14 protein-coding genes are annotated in these 19,747 nt (G+C 46.2%); 12 read left to right on the top strand and 2 right to left on the bottom strand.

The window, feature by feature from the left end:
- The first annotated feature begins 9 nt into the window (after window positions 1–9).
- The 10 genes from fabG to JNG37_RS09810 all read left to right on the top strand — a co-directional run bounded on the left by fabG (window position 10) and on the right by JNG37_RS09810 (window position 8,395).
- Window positions 10–744, top strand: a complete 735-nt coding sequence (gene fabG / locus JNG37_RS02640; RefSeq protein ID WP_158455721.1) for a 3-oxoacyl-[acyl-carrier-protein] reductase — start codon at window positions 10–12, stop codon at window positions 742–744.
- Between the two features lie 162 nt (window positions 745–906).
- On the top strand, window positions 907–2,142 hold the full coding sequence (fabF, locus tag JNG37_RS02635; RefSeq protein ID WP_158455719.1) for a beta-ketoacyl-ACP synthase II: 1,236 nt from the start codon (window positions 907–909) through the stop codon (window positions 2,140–2,142).
- On the top strand, window positions 2,143–2,619 hold the full coding sequence (gene accB / locus JNG37_RS02630) for an acetyl-CoA carboxylase biotin carboxyl carrier protein (RefSeq protein ID WP_158455717.1): 477 nt from the start codon (window positions 2,143–2,145) through the stop codon (window positions 2,617–2,619).
- Window positions 2,616–3,038 carry a 3-hydroxyacyl-ACP dehydratase FabZ gene (fabZ, locus tag JNG37_RS02625; RefSeq protein WP_024378919.1) on the top strand — a complete coding sequence of 141 codons (423 nt, stop codon included), beginning with the start codon at window positions 2,616–2,618 and terminating at the stop codon, window positions 3,036–3,038. Before accB ends, fabZ begins: the two co-directional genes overlap by 4 nt.
- A gap of 25 nt (window positions 3,039–3,063) precedes the next feature.
- Entirely contained in the window at window positions 3,064–4,431 is a 1,368-nt protein-coding gene (locus JNG37_RS02620; protein WP_158455715.1) for an acetyl-CoA carboxylase biotin carboxylase subunit, read from the top strand.
- A gap of 224 nt (window positions 4,432–4,655) precedes the next feature.
- Complete coding sequence (gene accD, locus JNG37_RS02615) at window positions 4,656–5,522, top strand: acetyl-CoA carboxylase, carboxyltransferase subunit beta (RefSeq protein WP_158455713.1); 867 nt, start codon at window positions 4,656–4,658, stop codon at window positions 5,520–5,522.
- Complete coding sequence (locus tag JNG37_RS02610; protein ID WP_158455711.1) at window positions 5,519–6,292, top strand: acetyl-CoA carboxylase carboxyl transferase subunit alpha; 774 nt, start codon at window positions 5,519–5,521, stop codon at window positions 6,290–6,292. The genes accD and JNG37_RS02610 overlap by 4 nt, the downstream gene beginning before the upstream one ends.
- Before the next feature lie 64 nt (window positions 6,293–6,356).
- The gene (locus tag JNG37_RS10035; RefSeq protein ID WP_158455709.1) at window positions 6,357–6,959 is read left to right on the top strand and encodes a GNAT family N-acetyltransferase; all 603 of its coding nucleotides are present in this window, start codon (window positions 6,357–6,359) and stop codon (window positions 6,957–6,959) included.
- A 10-nt stretch (window positions 6,960–6,969) separates the two neighbouring features.
- The gene (locus JNG37_RS02600) at window positions 6,970–7,635 is read left to right on the top strand and encodes a CPBP family intramembrane glutamic endopeptidase (RefSeq protein ID WP_158455707.1); all 666 of its coding nucleotides are present in this window, start codon (window positions 6,970–6,972) and stop codon (window positions 7,633–7,635) included.
- Window positions 7,636–7,735: 100 nt separating this feature from the next.
- Window positions 7,736–8,395 (top strand): type II CAAX endopeptidase family protein, encoded by a 660-nt coding sequence (locus tag JNG37_RS09810; protein ID WP_261979821.1) that lies wholly within the window; start codon window positions 7,736–7,738, stop codon window positions 8,393–8,395.
- Between the two features lie 37 nt (window positions 8,396–8,432).
- Here JNG37_RS09810 and JNG37_RS02585 read toward each other — a convergent pair whose 3' ends face one another.
- Together JNG37_RS02585 and serS are read right to left on the bottom strand one after the other, a co-directional pair.
- On the bottom strand, window positions 8,433–8,648 hold the full coding sequence (locus JNG37_RS02585) for a PspC domain-containing protein (protein ID WP_158455705.1): 216 nt from the start codon (window positions 8,646–8,648) through the stop codon (window positions 8,433–8,435).
- 18 nt (window positions 8,649–8,666) lie between these two features.
- The gene (gene serS, locus JNG37_RS02580) at window positions 8,667–9,941 is read right to left on the bottom strand and encodes a serine--tRNA ligase (protein ID WP_158455703.1); all 1,275 of its coding nucleotides are present in this window, start codon (window positions 9,939–9,941) and stop codon (window positions 8,667–8,669) included.
- A gap of 407 nt (window positions 9,942–10,348) precedes the next feature.
- Here serS and JNG37_RS09960 point away from each other — a divergent pair, with 407 nt between their 5' ends.
- Together JNG37_RS09960 and JNG37_RS02570 are read left to right on the top strand one after the other, a co-directional pair.
- On the top strand, window positions 10,349–15,718 hold the full coding sequence (locus JNG37_RS09960; protein WP_187321609.1) for a discoidin domain-containing protein: 5,370 nt from the start codon (window positions 10,349–10,351) through the stop codon (window positions 15,716–15,718).
- Between the two features lie 204 nt (window positions 15,719–15,922).
- Window positions 15,923–19,720, top strand: coding sequence for an LPXTG cell wall anchor domain-containing protein (locus tag JNG37_RS02570; RefSeq protein ID WP_158455701.1), 3,798 nt, complete (start codon window positions 15,923–15,925; stop codon window positions 19,718–19,720).
- Window positions 19,721–19,747: the final 27 nt, after the last annotated feature.

The raw sequence follows: 19,747 nt of genomic DNA, 5'->3' as shown, positions 1-19,747 counted from the left end.
GGAGAAATCATGGAATTAACAAATAAAAATGTTTTTGTAACAGGTTCAAGTCGAGGAATCGGCTTGGCCATTGCCCATAAATTTGCCAGTCTTGGTGCCAATGTGGTACTGAACGGTCGCGGTCAGCTGGGACAGGATTTACTGGACAGCTTTTCAGGCTACGGTATCAAAGTAGTGGCGATTTCAGGAGATATTTCAAGCTCGGCAGATGCCAAACGGATGGTGGCAGAAGCTATCGAAGCCCTCGGTAGCGTCGATATCTTGGTCAATAATGCAGGGATTACCAAAGACGGTATGACTCTTCGGATGACGGAAGAGGATTTCGAGAGCGTTTTGAGTGTTAACCTAACAGGAACTTTTAACATGACTCAGGCAGTCTTGAAGCCCATGACAAAGGCTCGTGAGGGTGCTATTATCAATTTATCAAGTGTATCTGGCTTGATTGGAAATGCTGGACAGGCCAACTATTCTGCTTCTAAGGCAGGTGTGATTGGATTTACTAAAGCCATTGCTCGTGAAGTTGCTGGGCGAAATGTCCGTGTCAATGCGATTGCGCCAGGCTTTATCCAGTCTGATATGACAGATGTTTTATCTGACAAGATTAAAGAAGCTATGACTGCACAAATTCCTATGAAACGCTTTGGTTTGACGGAAGAAGTAGCCGATGTTGCTGTATTCCTTGCCAAGCAAGAATATCTGACAGGTCAGGTGATTGCTGTTGACGGCGGCTTGACCATGCAGTAATCCAGTCTTCCAGTTTATCTTTTATTACTTCGTTAACTCGCTTTGCCGTACTCCAGTACTGTCTGCAGCTCGTTGCCTAGTACTAAAAGCAAACTGAAAGACTGCAATAACGCACTGTAAATTCAATGTTGTTTTGTGTGTTGTTTTAAGAGAGGTTTGAAAATGACAAAATTAAATCGTGTAGTAGTGACAGGCTATGGTCTGACATCGCCAATCGGAAATACGCCAGAGGAATTCTGGGATAGCCTGGTCAATGGTAAGATTGGGATTGGAAAGATTACCAAGTTTGATACCAGTGAATACTCGGTCCATAATGCTGCGGAAATCAAGGATTTTCCTTTTGACAAATACTTCGTTAAAAAAGATACCAACCGCTATGACAATTATTCCCTCTATGCTCTCTATGCAGCTCGTGAGGCAGTAGCTAATGCTAATCTTGATACAGAATCCGTTGACAGCGACCGCTTCGGTGTTATCTTGTCAACTGGTATCGGTGGTATTTTGGAAATTGAAGAGCAAGTGGCTCGGATGAACGAAAAAGGTCCAAAACGCATTCGTCCCATGGCTCTTCCAAAGGCTCTTCCAAACATGGCGGCTGGAAATATTGCCATGCAGGTCGGAGCAAATGGTGTCTGCAAGTGTGTCATCACAGCCTGTGCTTCGTCAAATGATGCCTTAGGAGAAGCCTTCCGTGAAATCAAGTTTGGTTTCCAAGATGTCATGTTGGCAGGTGGAGCAGAAGCAGCCATTACTCCATTTGCAATCGGTGGTTTCCAAGCTTTGACAGCTATGTCGACTACTGAGGATCCAGAACGTGCGTCTATTCCATTTGACAAGGACCGCAATGGTTTTGTTATGGGAGAAGGGGCTGCTGTCTTAGTCTTGGAAAGCTTGGAACACGCAGAAGTACGTGGGGCAACTATCTTGGCTGAAATCGTTGGCTATGGAAATACCTGCGATGCCCATCACATGACTTCTCCACATCCAGAAGGTTTGGGTGCTATTAAGGCTATGAAGTTAGCTATTTCAGAAGCAGGTTTAGAGCCAGCTGATATTGACTACATCAATGCCCATGGAACTTCGACACCGGCTAATGAAAAAGGGGAAAGTCAAGCTATCGTATCCGTTTTCGGCAAGAACACGCCAGTTTCGTCTACCAAGTCCTTCACGGGTCACTTGTTGGGGGCAGCGGGTGCAGTTGAGGCGGCAGCTGTCATTGAGGCTATGCGTCATTCTCATGCGCCAAAGACAGCTGGTACGACGGAATTGTCTGATTACATTGAGGCGGATGTCATCTACGGTCAAGGTCGTGACATGGAAATCCGCCATGCCATTTCAAATACATTTGGCTTTGGAGGTCACAACTCGGTGATTGCTTTCAAACGTTGGGAGGCTTAAGTGAATATTACAGAAATAAAGGACTTGATGAGTCAGTTTGACCAGTCAAGTTTGCGAGAATTTTCATATAGCAATGCTGGGGAAACCTTGCATTTCAGTAAAAATCAGCAGGCGACAGCGGCTCCGACTACAATCGTAGAAGCTCCGCTTGTTCCAGTAACTCCTGCAAGCCCAGCCCCTGTGCCATCAGTTGAAACCAGTGAGCCGGCTCCAGCAGAAGCCAGTTCAAGCCCTGTGGCAGAAGGTGCAGTGGTGGAAAGTCCTTTGGTCGGCGTGGCTTATTTGTCACCAGCCCCTGACAAGCCAGCCTTTGTAGCAGTTGGCGATACGGTCAAAAAAGGGCAGACTCTCATGATTATCGAAGCCATGAAGGTCATGAACGAAGTGCCTGCTGATCGTGACGGTGTGGTCACAGAAATTTTGGTGGCCAACCAGGATGTTGTAGAATTTGGACAAGGATTGGTACGCATCAAATGATCGATATTTTGAAAATTAAAGAGGCTCTTCCTCATCGCTATCCTATGCTCTTGGTCGATCGAGTCCTTGAAGTATCGGAAGATGAGATTGTCGCCCTCAAAAATGTGACCATTAACGAGCCCTTCTTTAACGGGCATTTCCCAGACTATCCTGTCATGCCAGGTGTTCTTATCATGGAGGCTTTGGCACAAACCGCAGGTGTCTTGGAGTTGTCCAAGGAAGAAAATAAGGGCAAGCTGGTTTTTTATGCCGGCATGGACAAGGTTAAATTTAAGAAGCAAGTTGTACCTGGTGACCAGTTGATCATGACAGCTAAATTTGTCAAACGCCGTGGAACCATTGCGGTCGTTGAGGCAAAGGCAGAGGTGGACGGAAAACTGGCTGCGTCGGGGGTGTTGACTTTTGCTATTGGTAAATAATATCTAAAAGGAGATAGGATTCATCATGTTTGAGAAGATTTTGATTGCCAATCGTGGTGAGATTGCGGTGCGGATTATTCGTGCGGCCAGGGAGTTGGGGATTGCGACGGTGGCTGTCTATTCAGAAGTTGACAAGGAAGCCCTCCACACCATGTTGGCAGATGAGGCTATCTGTATCGGACCTGCCCGTTCGACAGACTCCTATCTCAATATGCAGGCGGTCATCTCGGCGGCTGTTGTGACAGGTGCCCAGGCCATTCATCCCGGCTTTGGATTTTTGAGTGAAAACTCCAAATTCGCCACCCTCTGTGAAGAGGTTGGTATCAAATTTATCGGTCCTTCTGGGACGGTTATGGATACCATGGGGGATAAAATCAATGCTCGGGCGGAGATGATTAAGGCTCAAGTGCCTGTCATTCCAGGCTCAGACGGCGAGGTCATGACCAGCCAAGAAGCCCTTGAAATCGCTGAAAAGATTGGCTACCCTGTCATGCTCAAGGCATCGGCTGGTGGTGGCGGTAAGGGGATTCGTAAGGTGGAAAAAGCCGAAGACCTAGTGCCTGCCTTTGAATCAGCTTCCAGCGAAGCCAAGGCAGCCTTTGGTAACGGAGCCATGTATATGGAGCGTGTCGTCTATCCAGCCCGCCACATCGAAGTACAGATTTTGGCAGATCAGCACGGTCATGTCATTCATCTGGGCGAACGGGATTGTTCCCTTCAACGCAACAACCAGAAGGTTTTGGAAGAAGCTCCGTCTATCGCCATTGGTCAAACCATGCGGGACCGTATCGGTCAAGCAGCGGTACGGGCTGCCCAGTCAGTTGGCTATGAAAATGCGGGAACCATTGAGTTCCTTTTGGACGAAGCCAAGGGCGAATTTTACTTCATGGAAATGAACACACGGGTACAGGTGGAACATCCAGTTACCGAATTTGTCACCGGTGTGGATATTGTCAAGGAACAAATCAAGATTGCGGCTGGTCAGGAACTCAGCGTCCGCCAAGAAGATGTGCGGATTACAGGCCATGCCATTGAATGTCGTATCAATGCTGAAAATCCAGCCTTCAATTTCGCCCCAAGTCCAGGTAAGATTTCCAATCTCTACCTGCCAAGTGGCGGCGTTGGTTTGCGTGTGGATTCGGCAGTTTATCCAGGCTACACCATTCCGCCGTACTATGATTCCATGATTGCCAAGGTTATCGTGCATGGGGAAAATCGCTTTGAAGCCCTGATGAAGATGCAGCGAGCCCTCTATGAATTGGAAATTGACGGAGTGGTGACCAATACTGACTTCCAGCTGGACTTGATTTCCGACAAGCGAGTGGTGGCTGGTGATTACGACACTGCCTACCTCATGGAAGAATTTTTACCCCGCTATCAAGAAGAACTATAGTCTTTTAGTACTCGCTCCAACTATCTGGTGGATAGTTGGAGGTTGGAAATAGAGCGAACAAAGTTCGCATCAACAGCCGCAGGCATAACTGGAGTTAGGCAAGGCGAGTTCAAACACTCCAGTGGAGTGTTTGAAGTTGGAAATAGGGAAACGAAGTTTCCTCATACGTTGAAGTAATAAAAGAAAAACTAAATGACGATAAAAAAGTAAACTAGGAGAATGCTATGGCTTTGTTTCGCAAAAAGGACAAATATATCCGCATCAACCCCAATCGTTCGCGGATAGAGTCAGCACCTCAAGCAAAGCCAGAGGTGCCAGATGAACTCTTTTCCAAATGTCCAGCTTGTAAGGAAATCCTCTACAAGAAAGACCTGGGACCGGAGAAAACCTGTCAACACTGTTCCTATAATTTCCGGATTACAGCCCAGGAACGCTTGGCTTTGACAGTCGATAAAGGCTCGTTCGAGGAATTGTTTACAGGGATTGAAACCAAAAATCCCTTGGACTTCCCTAATTATCTCGAAAAACTGGCAGCTACCCGTCAAAAGACAGGCTTGGACGAGGCTATTTTGACAGGAAAGGCGACAATCGGCGGACAACCAGTTGCCCTTGGAATCATGGACTCTCACTTTATCATGGCTTCAATGGGAACGGTGGTCGGTGAGAAAATCACTCGCCTCTTTGAACTGGCTATTGAAGAGAAATTGCCAGTCGTCCTCTTTACCGCATCTGGCGGTGCTCGGATGCAGGAAGGCATTATGAGCCTGATGCAAATGGCTAAGATTTCGGCGGCTGTGAAACGCCATTCCAATGCTGGCCTCTTTTACCTGACGGTCTTGACAGACCCGACAACAGGAGGTGTGACGGCTAGTTTTGCCATGGAAGGCGATATTATCCTGGCTGAGCCGCAGACCTTGGTTGGCTTTGCAGGTCGTAGGGTTATTGAATCAACTGTGCGGGAAAATCTGCCAGACGATTTCCAGAAGGCTGAATTTTTACAAGAACACGGCTTTGTCGATGCTATTGTCAAACGCCAGGACTTGCCAGCGACCATTAGTCGCTTGTTGAGAATGCATGGAGGTGTCAGATGACCAGTGATGTAGCACGTATGATCCGTTTGGCACGTGACCAGGCTCGCCTGACGACCTTGGACTATGCCACACAGCTCTTTGATGATTTTATCGAATTGCACGGCGATCGAAATTTCCGTGATGACGGAGCAGTTGTGGGTGGTATCGGCTTTCTAGCAGGTCAGCCAGTGACAGTTATCGGTATCCAAAAAGGGAAGAATCTTCAGGACAACCTTAAACGCAACTTTGGTCAGCCTCACCCAGAAGGCTACCGCAAGGCCCTTCGCCTCATGAAGCAGGCGGAGAAGTTTGGTCGTCCAGTTGTCACCTTTATCAATACCGCTGGAGCCTATCCAGGTGTCGGTGCCGAGGAGCGTGGACAGGGCGAGGCCATTGCCCGCAACCTTATGGAGATGAGCGACCTCAAGGTGCCTATTATCGCCATTATCATCGGTGAGGGAGGCTCTGGCGGCGCACTTGCCCTAGCAGTCGCAGACCAGGTCTGGATGCTGGAAAACTCCATGTACGCCGTCCTCAGCCCTGAAGGCTTCGCCTCTATCCTCTGGAAAGACGGTAGTCGTGCCATGGAAGCGGCAGAACTGATGAAGATCACTTCTTATGAGTTGGAGAAACTCCAAGTGGTCGATCGGGTTGTTTTGGAAAATGGCAGAGCGACTAAGGAAGTCTTGGCTGACCTCAAGGAAAACCTGGTCAGCCAGTTGGCTCAACTACAAGCCTTGCCCCTTGATCAACTACTCGAAAACCGTTATCAACGCTTTAGAAAATACTAGGAAGACCTAGTATTTTTTCGCTAGATTTGATACAATGGATAAAATAGTTTTCAGAAGTTTTTCCATGTTAGTAAAAGCAGAACTATCAAATGCAGAAGAATTATTGCCTATTCAACACCGAGCATTTGCAGCCTTGTATGAAACCTATCAGGACCAATACAACCCTGCCATTGAAAGCATGGACTATTTCCAATCACGCTTTGCACGACCAAATTGCAGCTACTACAAGATTGTCGAAGAGGGTCATACAGTCGGACTGGTACGAACAACGGTCGCTGAAGATGCAGATCAGGGCTGGCTAGGTCTGATTGGCATTGATCCAGACCACAGAGGAAAAGGCTATGGTCATAAGGCAATGCTAGAATTAGAAAGTCTTTATCCGACGGTTAAACGGTGGGGAGTGGGAAAGAACTCGACCGAACAAAAAGGAGTTCGTCTTCCCACCCCCGCACAGTTGATTAGGTCAGATTTGGAGTGTGAAACACGAACAAATCTGCCAATCAACCACTGCGCTGAGATGTTGACACGAACTCTGAGAAATGGCTCTGGTTTGAGAAAGGAGCCTAGATTGGTCGCTTTCTACGAAAAACTCGGCTACAAGGCTATCAAAACCGAGCCTGAGCAGGAGGGGATGGATATGGTCTATATGGAGAAGTGGCTAGGATAGGAGTTTGGAAATGCTAGAAACATTCAGTCAACGATTGGAATGGATTTGTCGGAAAATCTGGATTTTATTGCAGGCCTTTCTATTATTGCTTCTTGAACTCATTCCAACTTTCATATTGCAAAAATCCACCTCGCAAGTCGCTCAATGGACTGCCGGCCTATTTTCTATTGCTATTATGGTCTTTATGTGTTGGTTGGCAGAAAGGAAAGGGATCGCCATTTGGGATAGAAAATTCCTGACTTGGAAGGGACTTGGCCTGGTTGCCTTGACCGTACTATTCACCAGCCTTTCTACTGCCTTAGGGCATACTATCATGGACCTTCAAGGGATTGAAGATACTGCAAATCAGATTGGTATTGAAAAGATGCTACAGATTATTCCTTTTTGGTTAGCCTTTGTCAGAATAGCCTGTCAGGCAGCCATTACCGAGGAGATCATTGTCAGAGGCTATCTGTTCAAAAAGTTATTTGCAAAGTATAAGATTTTGGGAATGGTAGTATCTGGTTTGATTTTTGCCTTCTTGCATGGACCGACAGATTTGGGATCTTGGATCATTTATGCCAGCCCAGGATTTTTAATGGCTTACCTCTACTACAAGACAGATTACCTCATCTATCCCATGGCAGTGCATTTTATCAATAATGCCTGGTCGGTGGTGGCATTTTACTATTTTTAGACGGAATTAGCGGAGCAAGGATTCGCTTATAACTATAAAACAAAAAAGCCTGAAGAAGAGGACGGGGCTTAAACCATATGAAAAAGAATAGGAGAAAAGAGTGAAAAAAATAAGTCAAGGTATGGAATGGATAGGCAGAAAGATTTGGGTCATCTTGAGAGCTTTTGGTTTTTTATTGATTTTTGTCATCCCAGATTTGATCCTGGAGCAGTCCAAATCGCAGGTTTTTCTGCTGCTTACAGGGCTTGCGACAGTGGGAATTGTGGTCTTTTTCTGGTGGCGAGCTGAAAAAAATGGCCTTCCCGTCTGGGATTCCAAGATTCTTTCTTGGGATGGATTTGCCCTCGTCATCCTAGCCTTTGCAGTTATGCAGTTGATGGATATGTTTGGTTTGTTTCTATTGGAGCTACAAGGGGCAGAGACAACTGCCAATGAGACCTTGATTATGGAATCCTTGAAAGGGGTCCCGTTTTGGCTAGCAACCCTGACCACTGCTCTACTACCGGCAGTTGGAGAAGAGGTCATCTTGAGGGGATATTTTTTCAAAAAGTTATTTGGTTCCTATGTTGTGTTTGGGATTATCGCCTCAAGCCTTCTTTTTGGCTTGCTTCATGGACCAACGGACATCGGTTCATGGTTGATTTATGCGGGTAGTGGTATCATTTTGTCAACTCTCTATCATAAAACAGGCTATTTGATTTACCCGATTGCAGTGCACTTGGTAAACAATCTGATTGCCACTATTTTCTATTATCTCTAAAAAAGCGACTCCTTCTAGGAGTCGCTTTTTGCATGTTTTAGTTGATTTCGGATTTGTCGGGTAAGAGTAGGGCTAAGATGATATAGGTGGTTAAAAAGGGTAAATTGGTCACAATTGCTAAGATGACAACAACCCACCGAACATTTTCCAGCTTCCAGCCATAGTTTCCATAGAGATCAAAATAATCATAAAGGCCAGCGATGACACCAGAAAGCTCCTTGCGACTTTTATCTTTGTACAATTTCTTTTTCATACTCTTGTCCTCCTAATGCTAAGGTTTGATAACTTCCGCCCCACCCATGTATGGACGGAGAACTTCTGGAATGGTGACAGAGCCGTCTTCATTTTGGTAGTTTTCAAGAATGGCAGCCACTGTACGACCAACTGCTAGACCGGAACCGTTGAGGGTATGGAGCAATTTAACCTTGCCGTCAGCAGCATCGCGGTAGCGGATTTGGGCACGACGGGCTTGGAAATCTTCTGTGTTTGAACAGCTTGAGATTTCACGGTAGGCATTTTGGGCAGGAATCCAGACTTCCAAGTCATAGGTCTTAGCAGCTGAGAAGCCCATATCGCCTGTACAGAGGGCCAAAACGCGGTAAGGCAAGCCTAGTTTTTGGAGAATATTCTCTGCGTTTGCGGTCATTTTTTCCAATTCATCATAAGACTGTTCTGGTGTGGCAAATTTGACCATTTCAACCTTGTGGAATTGGTGAAGGCGGATCAGACCACGGGTGTCACGACCAGCAGAACCTGCTTCAGAACGGAAAGATGGGCTCATGGCTGTGAAGTAGATTGGCAGGTCTTTTTCTTCCAAAATCTCGTTGCGGTAGTAGTTGGTCAATGGTACTTCCGCAGTTGGGATGAGGACGAAGTTGGTATCTGCCAACTCAAAAGTATCTTCCTTGAACTTAGGATATTGACCAGTACCGAACATAGAGTCGTGGTTGACCATGTAAGGTGTGATGATTTCCTGATAGCCTTCTGCGATATGCTCGTCCAACATGAAGTTGTAGAGGGCACGCTCCAAACGAGCACCTAAGTTCTTGTAGAAGAGGAAGCGGGCACCAGTTACTTTTGCTCCACGTTCCCAGTCCAGAATATCGAGGTCTTCGCCCAAATCCCAGTGAGCTTTTGGCTCGAAAGTGAATTCACGAGGTGTTCCCCAACGACGAACCTCCACGTTTTCTTCTTCATCTGCACCAACAGGAACAGAATCGTGCGGCGTATTTGGAAGAACTGCAAGGATGGCATTTAGTTTTTCATCAATTTCCAAGAGTTCAGCATCCAAGTTTTTTACATCGGCAGACAATTTTTGCATGGCAGCAATCTTGTCGTCCGCATTTTCCTTGTTGCGTTTTGCTTGGGCAATCTCCGCAGAAACAGTGTTACGTTCTGCTTTTAATTCTTCTACAGTAACCAAGATTTCACGGCGCTTTGCATCCAAGTCCTTGATGTTTGCCAAGGTTTCAGCAGCCACACCACGAGTAGCTAATTTGGCAGCCACTCCGTCAAAATCTGTACGAATACGTTTGATATCTAGCATAGATGTCTCCTTTAGAATAAAAAACACAGAATGAGAGATGCTGGAGCGATATTTACCGCGGTTCCATCCAGCTTCACATTCTGTGCACTTTAAGTATGTCATTTTTATATACAACGGTAGAATTTCATATCCCTTGTTTATCTGCTCACAGCGACCGCAGACTTTCTGAAAAACGCCTGATATTACTTATCCGTTTCTTAGATTATACCCTAAATGTGCTGACTTGTAAACGAAAGTAAAAAATTTTTTAAAACGATAAAAAATCCCTCTTGCAAGCGCTATCATTGTATGTTAATATATTGTTGAAATTATCATAGAAAGATATGTAAATAACGTAGAAGGGGAGGTTAAAACAACTATAATAATTGGTAATAACTTTTATCTTTGAAATAAAAACGGAGGAACATATGAATAGACAAGATAAAAATTATCAAAAACTGTATCATTATTCGATACGTAAGCGAAATTGGGGCGTTGGTTCAGTAGTAGTTGGCGTCTTTCTAGCAGGTATGCTACAAGCTCCAACAGTTTTGGCAAATTCAGAAGTAGCAGAGGCAGGACCAAACACCGTTCAGGTGCAGCCAACTGCAGAAGATGGCATTGTTATTGATGGGGAAGAAGAGCCTTTAGCAGCAGCTCCTTCAACAGCACAACCGGCAGTGTCCGCCTTAACTCCAACTCCATCTCCAACCAATCAAGCTGACCACCATGAAACAGAAATTGACCTCGGCGAAGAAGAGCAAGCTGCACCACAAGTAACACCTCAAGTAGGGGGAGAGGTGAGAGGGGAGGAGGCGAGTGACCTCACAGAAATAACTCAACCGATGGTGCGAGTAAGGGTTGCAGTGGATCAATCATTTGTTGAGGTAACTTCGACTCAAACGAGTGAGTCTGGGGTGAATGCTTCAAATGTTATTGATAATAATTCTTCAACATTTTGGAGTTCAAACCATTCACAAATTAATCAAGAGTCTGCACGACAAATGTTGACTGTGAAATTGCTTGAACCTGGAACGGTTAGTAAAGTTTTATATTCGCCAAGATCTGAAAGTGATACTGCGGTTGGTAACGTTGTAAAAGGAAAAATTCAATATAGCCTAGACAAAGAGCGTTGGGAGGATGCAATTCCAACTGGTGTTACTCGGATTAGAGATGGCCTGACGAGTGGTCGAGTTGATGGAGCAGCACATACATTCACGTTGGATGTGAATAGATTACCGAAGTATATTGAGATTGAACCCGTGGAAGCTCTCTATGTGCGACTAGTTGCATTAGAGACGAAACATTGGGATCCTGCTCAAGAAAATAAGGTAGTTTCAGCTGCTGAATTCATGCCATATGCCGAGAAACAAGTTCCTCAGGAAAGTGTAGTTTATTTGGATCCGTCTTTGACAGAGGCGCCATCATATAATGCGACGGATGGCGGAGGCCGCAATGCTTCATTTGCAACTGACGGTGATAAAAGAACGCTTTGGGCAAGTGCAGATACATCTGAGTATTGGAATAGAACTGCTCCTCAAGCTTTAACAGTTGGTCTGACTGAAGTGGCGCGTGTTAACAGCATTGATATTACACCACGTCAGGATGGGGACAATTACCGAGTTCATTATACGGGAGATTTGATTAGTGGGTATATTGAGTATCTAAATTCAGAAGGGAATTGGACTAGAGTTTCTATTGTCGGAGGAACCCCACAGAATGAATTTGTATTCGGAGGCTCACATGATACTAAAACAGTTACATTTACACCTGTAGAAGCGCAAAAATTTAGAATTGTTGCAACAAATACTTACCATTGGAATGGAACTGCAAATTATAATAAAATCGTAGCGATTGCAGAAGTTTACCTAACAGGTACTAAGATTGAGTCTCCAGTTACAGAATCTCCAGTTACAGAGGATCCAGTTACAGAGGATCCAATCACTGAAGAACCTGTTACGGAAGCTCCGGTTGCTGAAGCCCCAATTACTGAAAATCCAGTTACCGAAGATCCGTTGTACGTATTAGGTGAACATGCCTTAATTGAATTGTCTAAAGAGTTTATTCAAGTGACGGCGGGAGATTCAACTGCATGGCAAAATACGAATGATTGGCCTCGTGGAGTTCAGAATTTAACAAATGGAGATATTGGTGACGGATCATCTGGTGCAGATAATACGGTTTTGACAGAAATGCTCTGGGGAGGCAGTAAACGGATGCCTCAATCCGTTCATTTTACGTTTACAGAACTTCAAGATCTTGAAAAACTGGAAATTTACAAACGTCTCAATAACAACGGTACTTTGACCCAATTTTCAGTTACTGTATACGGTGAGAATGACCAGGTAATTGGAGAAGAGCAAGATGTTACAGTTGAGAAAGAAACTCCAACTGCATCATATTCTTTAGGAAGCTTCAGTGGTATTAAAAAAGTTACAGTAACCTTTAAACAAGCAGTCAATGCAAGTGGTCAAGTGACACCGGGTGACTTGACCGTAAAAGGTATAAGTTTCTTCAAGAAAGATTCAGGTATTCGTGGAACTCAAGTTGAACGTTCTCACATTCAAGTACAAGCAGAAGATCCAACAGCTTTCCAGTCTGGCTACGGTGTTGAGAGATTGATTGATGGAAGCTATTCAAACGGAACGGAATTGAAGTGGGGTCCAGGTTCGCATCAAAAACGATTGGGACAAAAAGTGACCTTTACTTTAACGGAACCCAAGGCTTTAAGTGGAATTACAGTTTATACTCGTCCGGATCGTCAAGGCTCAGTTGCAGAGTATAAAGTCGTAACGAAATTCCAGGGTCAAGTTGTACAAGAAGAAATCGTTTCATCGATTCATCGTTCAGCAACTCTGAGTAATTTGGAATTAAATGGCAGCCAGGTTGATAGTGTTGAATTGACATTTATCGAAGCGCTAGATAATGCTGGGAATAGAACGAATCAATTCCTAACAGTTCGAGAAGTTAAGTTTTATCAAGCGGCGCCACTAGAAAAACCTGTTACCGAAGATCCAGTTGCTGAGGACCCAGTCACCGAAGATCCAATTACTGAAGATCCGGTTACAGAAGATCCAGTTGCTGAAGATCCAATCACCGAAGATCCAGTTACAGAGGAGCCAGTCACCGAAGACCCAGTCACCGAAGATCCAATTACTGAAGATCCGGTTACTGAAGATCCGGTTACTGAAGATCCAATCACCGAAGATCCAGTTACAGAGGATCCAGTCACCGAAGACCCAGTCACCGAAGACCCAGTCACCGAAGATCCGGTTACAGAGGAACCAATCACTGAAGACCCAGTTACAGAGGATCCAGTTACTGAAGATCCGGTTACAGAGGAACCAATCACTGAAGATCCGATCACCGAAGATCCAGTTACAGAGGATCCGATCACTGAAAATCCGGTCGCTGAGGAACCAGTCACCGAAGATCCGGTTACAGAGGATCCAGTCACTGAAGATCCGGTTACCGAAGACCCAGTCACTGAAGACCCAGTTACAGAGGATCCAGTTACTGAAGATCCGGTTACAGAGGATCCAGTTACAGAGGAACCAGTCACTGAAAATCCAGTTACTGAAGATCCAGTCATCGAAGCCCCAGTTACTGAAGATCCGGTTACAGAGGATCCAGTTATCGAAGCCCCAGTTACTGAAGATCCGGTCACCGAAGATCCAGTTACTGAAAATCCGGTTACAGATGAACCAATCACTGAAGATCCAGTTACTGATTCCCCTCGAATCTTCACGGATGACACAACCAATATTTCTGTAACAGTAAATACTGGTGCCGATGCAGCTGTTGGTATTCAGGTTTCTCAGATGGAAGACTTGCCAGAAGCTGTGGATGGGAAAGATGCCGTTGTCTATGACATTGAGTTGATTGATGAGGACGGACAACACATTGATGGTGAATTTTCTGCGCTTGTCAAATTGCCAGTAGATGTTAATAAACTCGTTTCACGTGTTGTCTTCATACCTGAGGGTGGAGAACTGGAAGCTGTTGAATTCGAACAGGTGTATGAAGAAGAAACTGATACAAGCTATGTCACATTTGAAGCTACTCACTTCAGTCATTACGCAGTTCTTTACACAACTGTCCATGGCGACGTGATACCTGGTGGATTCTACGATTGGTTCGTAACGACAATTGGTGACCAAGATAGCGACGACGATGTTGATGAAAATGATGTCCAATCTTGGTTGAAAGGACCAAAAGGTGATCAGGGCGACCGCGGTGAGGTTGGCCTACAAGGACCGAAAGGAGATAAAGGAGACCCAGGTCAAGCGGGTGCCCAAGGTGAGCGAGGCGAAGCCGGCCCACAAGGGCCGAAAGGGGACAAAGGAGACCCAGGTCAAGCAGGTGTCCAAGGCGAACGAGGCGAAGTTGGCCCGCAAGGTCCGAAAGGAGATAAAGGAGACCCAGGTCAAGCAGGTGCTCAGGGTGAGCGAGGCGAAGTTGGTCCACAAGGACCAAAAGGCGATCCTGGAGATGAAGGTCCAGTCGGTCCGCGTGGTCCACAAGGTGAAGTCGGTCCAGCCGGCCCAGCCGGCCCACAAGGCGAAGTCGGCCCGGCCGGCCCACAAGGTGAAGTTGGCCCAGCCGGCCCACAAGGTGAGGTTGGCCCAGCCGGCCCACAAGGCGAAGTCGGTCCAGCCGGCCCACAAGGCGAAGTCGGTCCAGCCGGCCCACAAGGTGAAGTTGGCCCAGCCGGCCCACAAGGCGAAGTCGGTCCAGCCGGTCCACAAGGTGAAGCTGGCCCAGCCGGCCCACAAGGCGAAGTCGGTCCAACCGGCCCACAAGGTGAAGCCGGTCCGAAAGGCGATAAGGGAGACCAAGGTCCAGCCGGTCCAAGAGGTCCCCGTGGTCCACAAGGACCGAAAGGAAGCAAAGGTGACACCGGAGCTCAAGGACCAAAAGGTGACAAGGGCGATACAGGTGCCCAAGGCCCACAAGGTGAGTCCGGTCCAGTTGGCCCACAAGGACCAAAAGGTGACAAAGGCGATACAGGAGTTCAAGGCCCACAAGGTGAGTCCGGTCCAGTTGGCCCACAAGGACCAAAAGGTGACAAAGGTGATACAGGAGCTCAAGGTCCACAAGGTGAGACAGGCTCAGTCGGCCCACAGGGACCAAAAGGTGACAAGGGAGACACAGGAGCTCAAGGACCGAAGGGGGATACAAATGTCATTACACGAGCAGTTGTCTTGGTTGACCCTTCTACAAAAGTAAGCGTTCAGCTTGCTGATGGAGAAGTAGATGGCATTGTAGCATTGCGCATTAGCCACAAGGAGACAGATGCTGTTACAACCCCAGTTGTTCTTACTAAGGTTGACTATGATCTATTTGATATCGAGTTGGTGAATGGAGCAGGTGAAGTCGTTGACAATACTCTTCCAACGCGTGTTCGCTTACCGATTGATGAAGGTAAAGAAGTTGATCGAGTGGTTTATCTTCCAAATACAGAATCAGAAGAAGTTTTGGACTTTACAGTAGTTGAAACTAGAAATGAAGACGGTTCTGTTAATAGAGAAGTTGAATTTGTTGCAGAACACTTTAGTGAATACGGCATTGTCTACAAAGATGCAATAACAGTTGCAGAGGCAAGAGCTGGAGAAATGAAAGTTACTGACGAATCCAAGAAGCCACTCACTCCTCTTTCTGCTTTAGGTGGTTTAGCAGAGAAAAAAGCTGAGAAGACCCTACCAAATACTGGTACAGGGGCAGAATTCCTCCTTCCAAGTCTAGGAGTTCTTAGTCTAGCAGCTGCAGCCCGTCTTCGTAGAAAAGAAGAAAAATAAGCGAGTTCTGTTGAAATTCGCCAAAGAAAAGGAGCACAATGTGTTGCTCCTTTTTTTGTGTTGTTTTTAATAAAAAAGACAAATCCATTTGAGTATAATTTCTTGTAAAGGATTTGCGCATATGTTAATATATTGTTGAGTGAGTAAAAACAAAAGGAGATTATCCTGTCGATTGCTATTCATAGAAAATAAAAGGAGGAAAAAATGAATCGCACCAATCGAAATCATCAATATGCTCTACGGAAGACAAGGCTTGGCGTAGGCTCAGTAGTTATCGGAGTCTTGTTGGCCGGTTTGCTACAGGCACCAGCTGTTTTGGCATCTGAAACTAATGCAGCTACTGGAGAATCGGGCATTGTTTCAGAAAGCGAAGTAAGTCGGAGCCTGAGAGAAAAAATCGCAGAATTACGAAATTTGAAGGATCAAATTCGCGATACGGCAGAACGTACAGCAGTTGAAAATGAAATTGCGAATGCCCAAGGCGCCTTAGAAACGGGGCAGGATGCAGTCATCAATGCCTATTTGAATCATCTACCAACGGTCATTTCTCGTACTAGACAAATCGTGGATGCCCAACCACCTCTATCCAATACTGAAATTGGGGAAGCGGCGCAAGTTTCTCCGGAAGAAGGAGAGGGAACTATAGGAGAGGGTGCAGGCAGTGAAGGCGCAGAAGGTCCAGTGGAGGAAGCAACACCCAAAGAAGCCGCAACAAGCGATGAATTTGCAGCTTTACCAGTTCCAGAAGTTTACTTGGTGGACCGAGATGAGCAGGCGCTAGCTGATCGTCGGGTCATCCATAAAATAGCTCAGGATTATTCAGAGTCTGGCGCCTATGATTTTACTGCTGAAGAGATTGCTACTCTGAAAAATCTGGGACAAGGTGTTCTCCACTTCGATGTCAAGGTTGACCAGATTGAAGCTGGTCAGCAAGTGGATGTTTTTAAGGTCCACACAGATGATAATAACTTTTACCGTATCTTTGCCTTCATGAACGGAGAACAGATGCATTTTGGCATGGAGGGGAAAAAAGACGGAAGCCCTTACCTTGATGCAGCCTATATGACAACGGTTTTGAAACCTCAGTTAGGGGAATGGTCCTCGCTAACCTATTTGAAAACAGGCAATCGCACCCGCTTCTTTGTCAATGGGCGAAACTCTACAACTCGTAACATCCAACAGAATGTTGATAAGTTGATTTTGGTTTCGGACCAATCTAGCGTGTTATTCGGAACTAGGGATAGCAGCAAGGGACGAGTGACTCTGGGTGATCTGGCTGTTTACAACAATCCAAATGTTGTGTCGGATAATTCTGGTGTGACAGATAATCCGCTTTCAACTCGTTACTTCAAAAATTATCCAACACAAGCTGTGCAGCCACTGACCATTGCTCGAGTGGCACATGCAGGTGAATCCAAGGATAATTTTGTTGAGGTCTTCTTTAACCGCGCGGTTGCAGTAATTGGTCAGCCAGATTTAGCTTTGGAAAATGGTAGCTATGCTAAGTTTATTGCACAGACCAGCCACAACTCAGCGATTTATCAGGTCAAGGATGCGGACTACGGGCAAAAAATTACAGGATTAAGAGAGAAGGAGGGAGAGCATCTTCTCTTCAACTCAAGCGCGGGAACGGTTCATTTAGCAGGTGTCTTACCACGTTTGGATAAGGTATCTGTGGATGATAACCATACAAGTCTGGTATTTACAGGTTCTTGGACTTCTGAAACCGGTCAAGGGAAATTTGGAAATACTGGTCGTTATACCTCTGGTACAAACGATCGATCTGTAACCCTATATTTTGAAGGGACTGGCGTGGATATGTATTCGGAGCGCCATAATGCCCATGCCGATTTTCTGGTGGAATTGGATGGTGAAGTGATCGCCTATAATGAGAAGCTCGGTCTTGGTCGCGAAGGCAAATTCAGTCTCTTTATCCCAGCAGATCAAACCAGACAAAGACAGGAGCGCATTTTTACCCTAGATCAGTTAAGAGCAGGCAAGCACGCCTTAACCCTGTCGGTGGATCCTGCCAATGCGAATAAACAACTCTTTTTAGATGTTTTTGAATTGTTTGGCGAAAATGCGCGTGTCTTGACCAAGGATGAGTATTTTAGAGACCTTGTAATTGAAAAAGAGCGCCTGGTGGGACTTGCTGCTGATAGCACAAAAGTGAGTGATGCAGAAGCCTTTGCCTCTAAGCAAACAGCGTTTGAAACAGAGTTAGCTAAGTCGGTGCCATCTATACCTGCTATTAAGCAAGCCTTGGCTGATATGTCAGCTTTGATTGTTGAAAAAGCGCTAGAAGATCCAGCGCCAGTGGGCGATGCTAGTGAGGAGGCAATTTCTGTTGAGGAAGCTAAAAGGCTCTTGGCAGAATACACCGAAGAGCTGGAAGGATATTTGGCATTATTAGACGAAACTAGTCAAGATTGGATTGATTATTTACTCGATTTTAATGGTATTTCACGTGACTTATTAGCTGCAAATGATAATGACCAAGATATTCTCGAGCAATATAAAGAAGCCAAAGCCAATGTAGAGATGTTTCGAAATTGGGGTAGTGGTACCGCAGATCAGCCAAGTGAAGGTGGTGACTCTGGCTCAGGCGACACCAACACTCCAACTCCTACAGAAGGCGGTGACACTGGCTCAGGTGAGAGCAATACTCCAACTCCTACAGATGGCAGTGACACTGGCTCAGGTGACGGCAGCACTCCCGCCCCTGCAGGAGGCGGTGACACTGGCTCAGGCGACAGCAGCACTCCCGCCCCTGCAGAAGGCGGTGACACTGGCTCAGGTGACAGTAGCACTCCCGCCCCTGCAGAAGGCGGTGACTCCGGCTCAAGTGACAGCAACACTCCAGCTCCAACAGAAGGCAGTGACACTGGCTCAGGCGACAGCAGCACTCCAGCTCCTGCAGAAGGCGGTGACTCCGGCTCAAGTGACAGTAATTCAGAACAAGAAGGACAAGGTGCTGGATTAGACCTGGCAGCTTTGGAAGAAGTTCTAGCAATTGCCCTAGCCTTGGAGGAGGAAAAACTATCTGAAGCACAAGCTGGACAACTGGCTGAATTACTCGAAACGGCAGCGGCTACTCGGACAGCGGAGAACCAAGAACAAGTAGATGAAGTGGTTGCCCTGTTTGAAGAATGGTTATCAGGTTTAACCACTTCAGAGGGACCAGCAGATTCAGGCGCAAGTGAGGGGACAAGCAGCCAAACAGATTCAGGGGCAAGTGAGGGCTCAGGCAGCCAAACAGGTTCAGGTGAAAATGAAGGCACAGGTAACCAAACGAGTGACAATGCTTCTGGAACTGCAACTGAACAACCAAGTCTAGATGCAGTCTCAGTAGCTCGTTTACGTGACATTGTAAGTGAGTTAGAGGGCTATATTCCGCGACTGGCTGGGGAAGAATGGCCTGCCTATCTGAATCAATTCCGTGACCAAGCAAACCGCGTCATGGCATCAGGAACACCAACTCAGTTGGCATCTCATCTAGCAGAAGGCGAAGAATTGATTGAATTGCTTCGAGGTGTATTTGCAGAAGCAGAGCAGGGCAACCAGTCAGCTGAAGTGACAGAAAAAGGGAAGGGGCTCCTTAATGAAGGTCCGAAAGCCTTTGACGGTGGTTTGACCCTCAACGAGAACCTGGTCCACGAACTTCCAGCCTTCGATGGGGGAGTGAGTCTGAACGAAAACCTGACGCATGAGGTTCCAAGCTTCGAGGGTGGTTTGACGCTCAATGAAAGCTTGACACATCAAGTTCCGACTTTTGATGGCGGATTGGTACCGAATTATGCACCAAATCATCACCTTCCAAGTATGAATCCAGCTAGTCTGAAGCCAGTACCGAGTACGAAAACAACAGAGAGAACCGACAAGGAAAAATCAGCTGCGAAGGTACTGCCAAATACAGCAGGTGTAGAGAGTCTATTGTTGACAGGTATGGGATTGATGACACTTGGAGCAGCAGTAGCTCTTCGTCGTCGGAAAGAAAAATAATACAAAATAAAAGAAGAATCAACTTGA

This window comes from Streptococcus suis (assembly GCF_016775005.1).
GTDB classification, from domain to species: domain Bacteria; phylum Bacillota; class Bacilli; order Lactobacillales; family Streptococcaceae; genus Streptococcus; species Streptococcus suivaginalis.
This window is presented reverse-complemented; position numbering and strand designations above follow the sequence as displayed.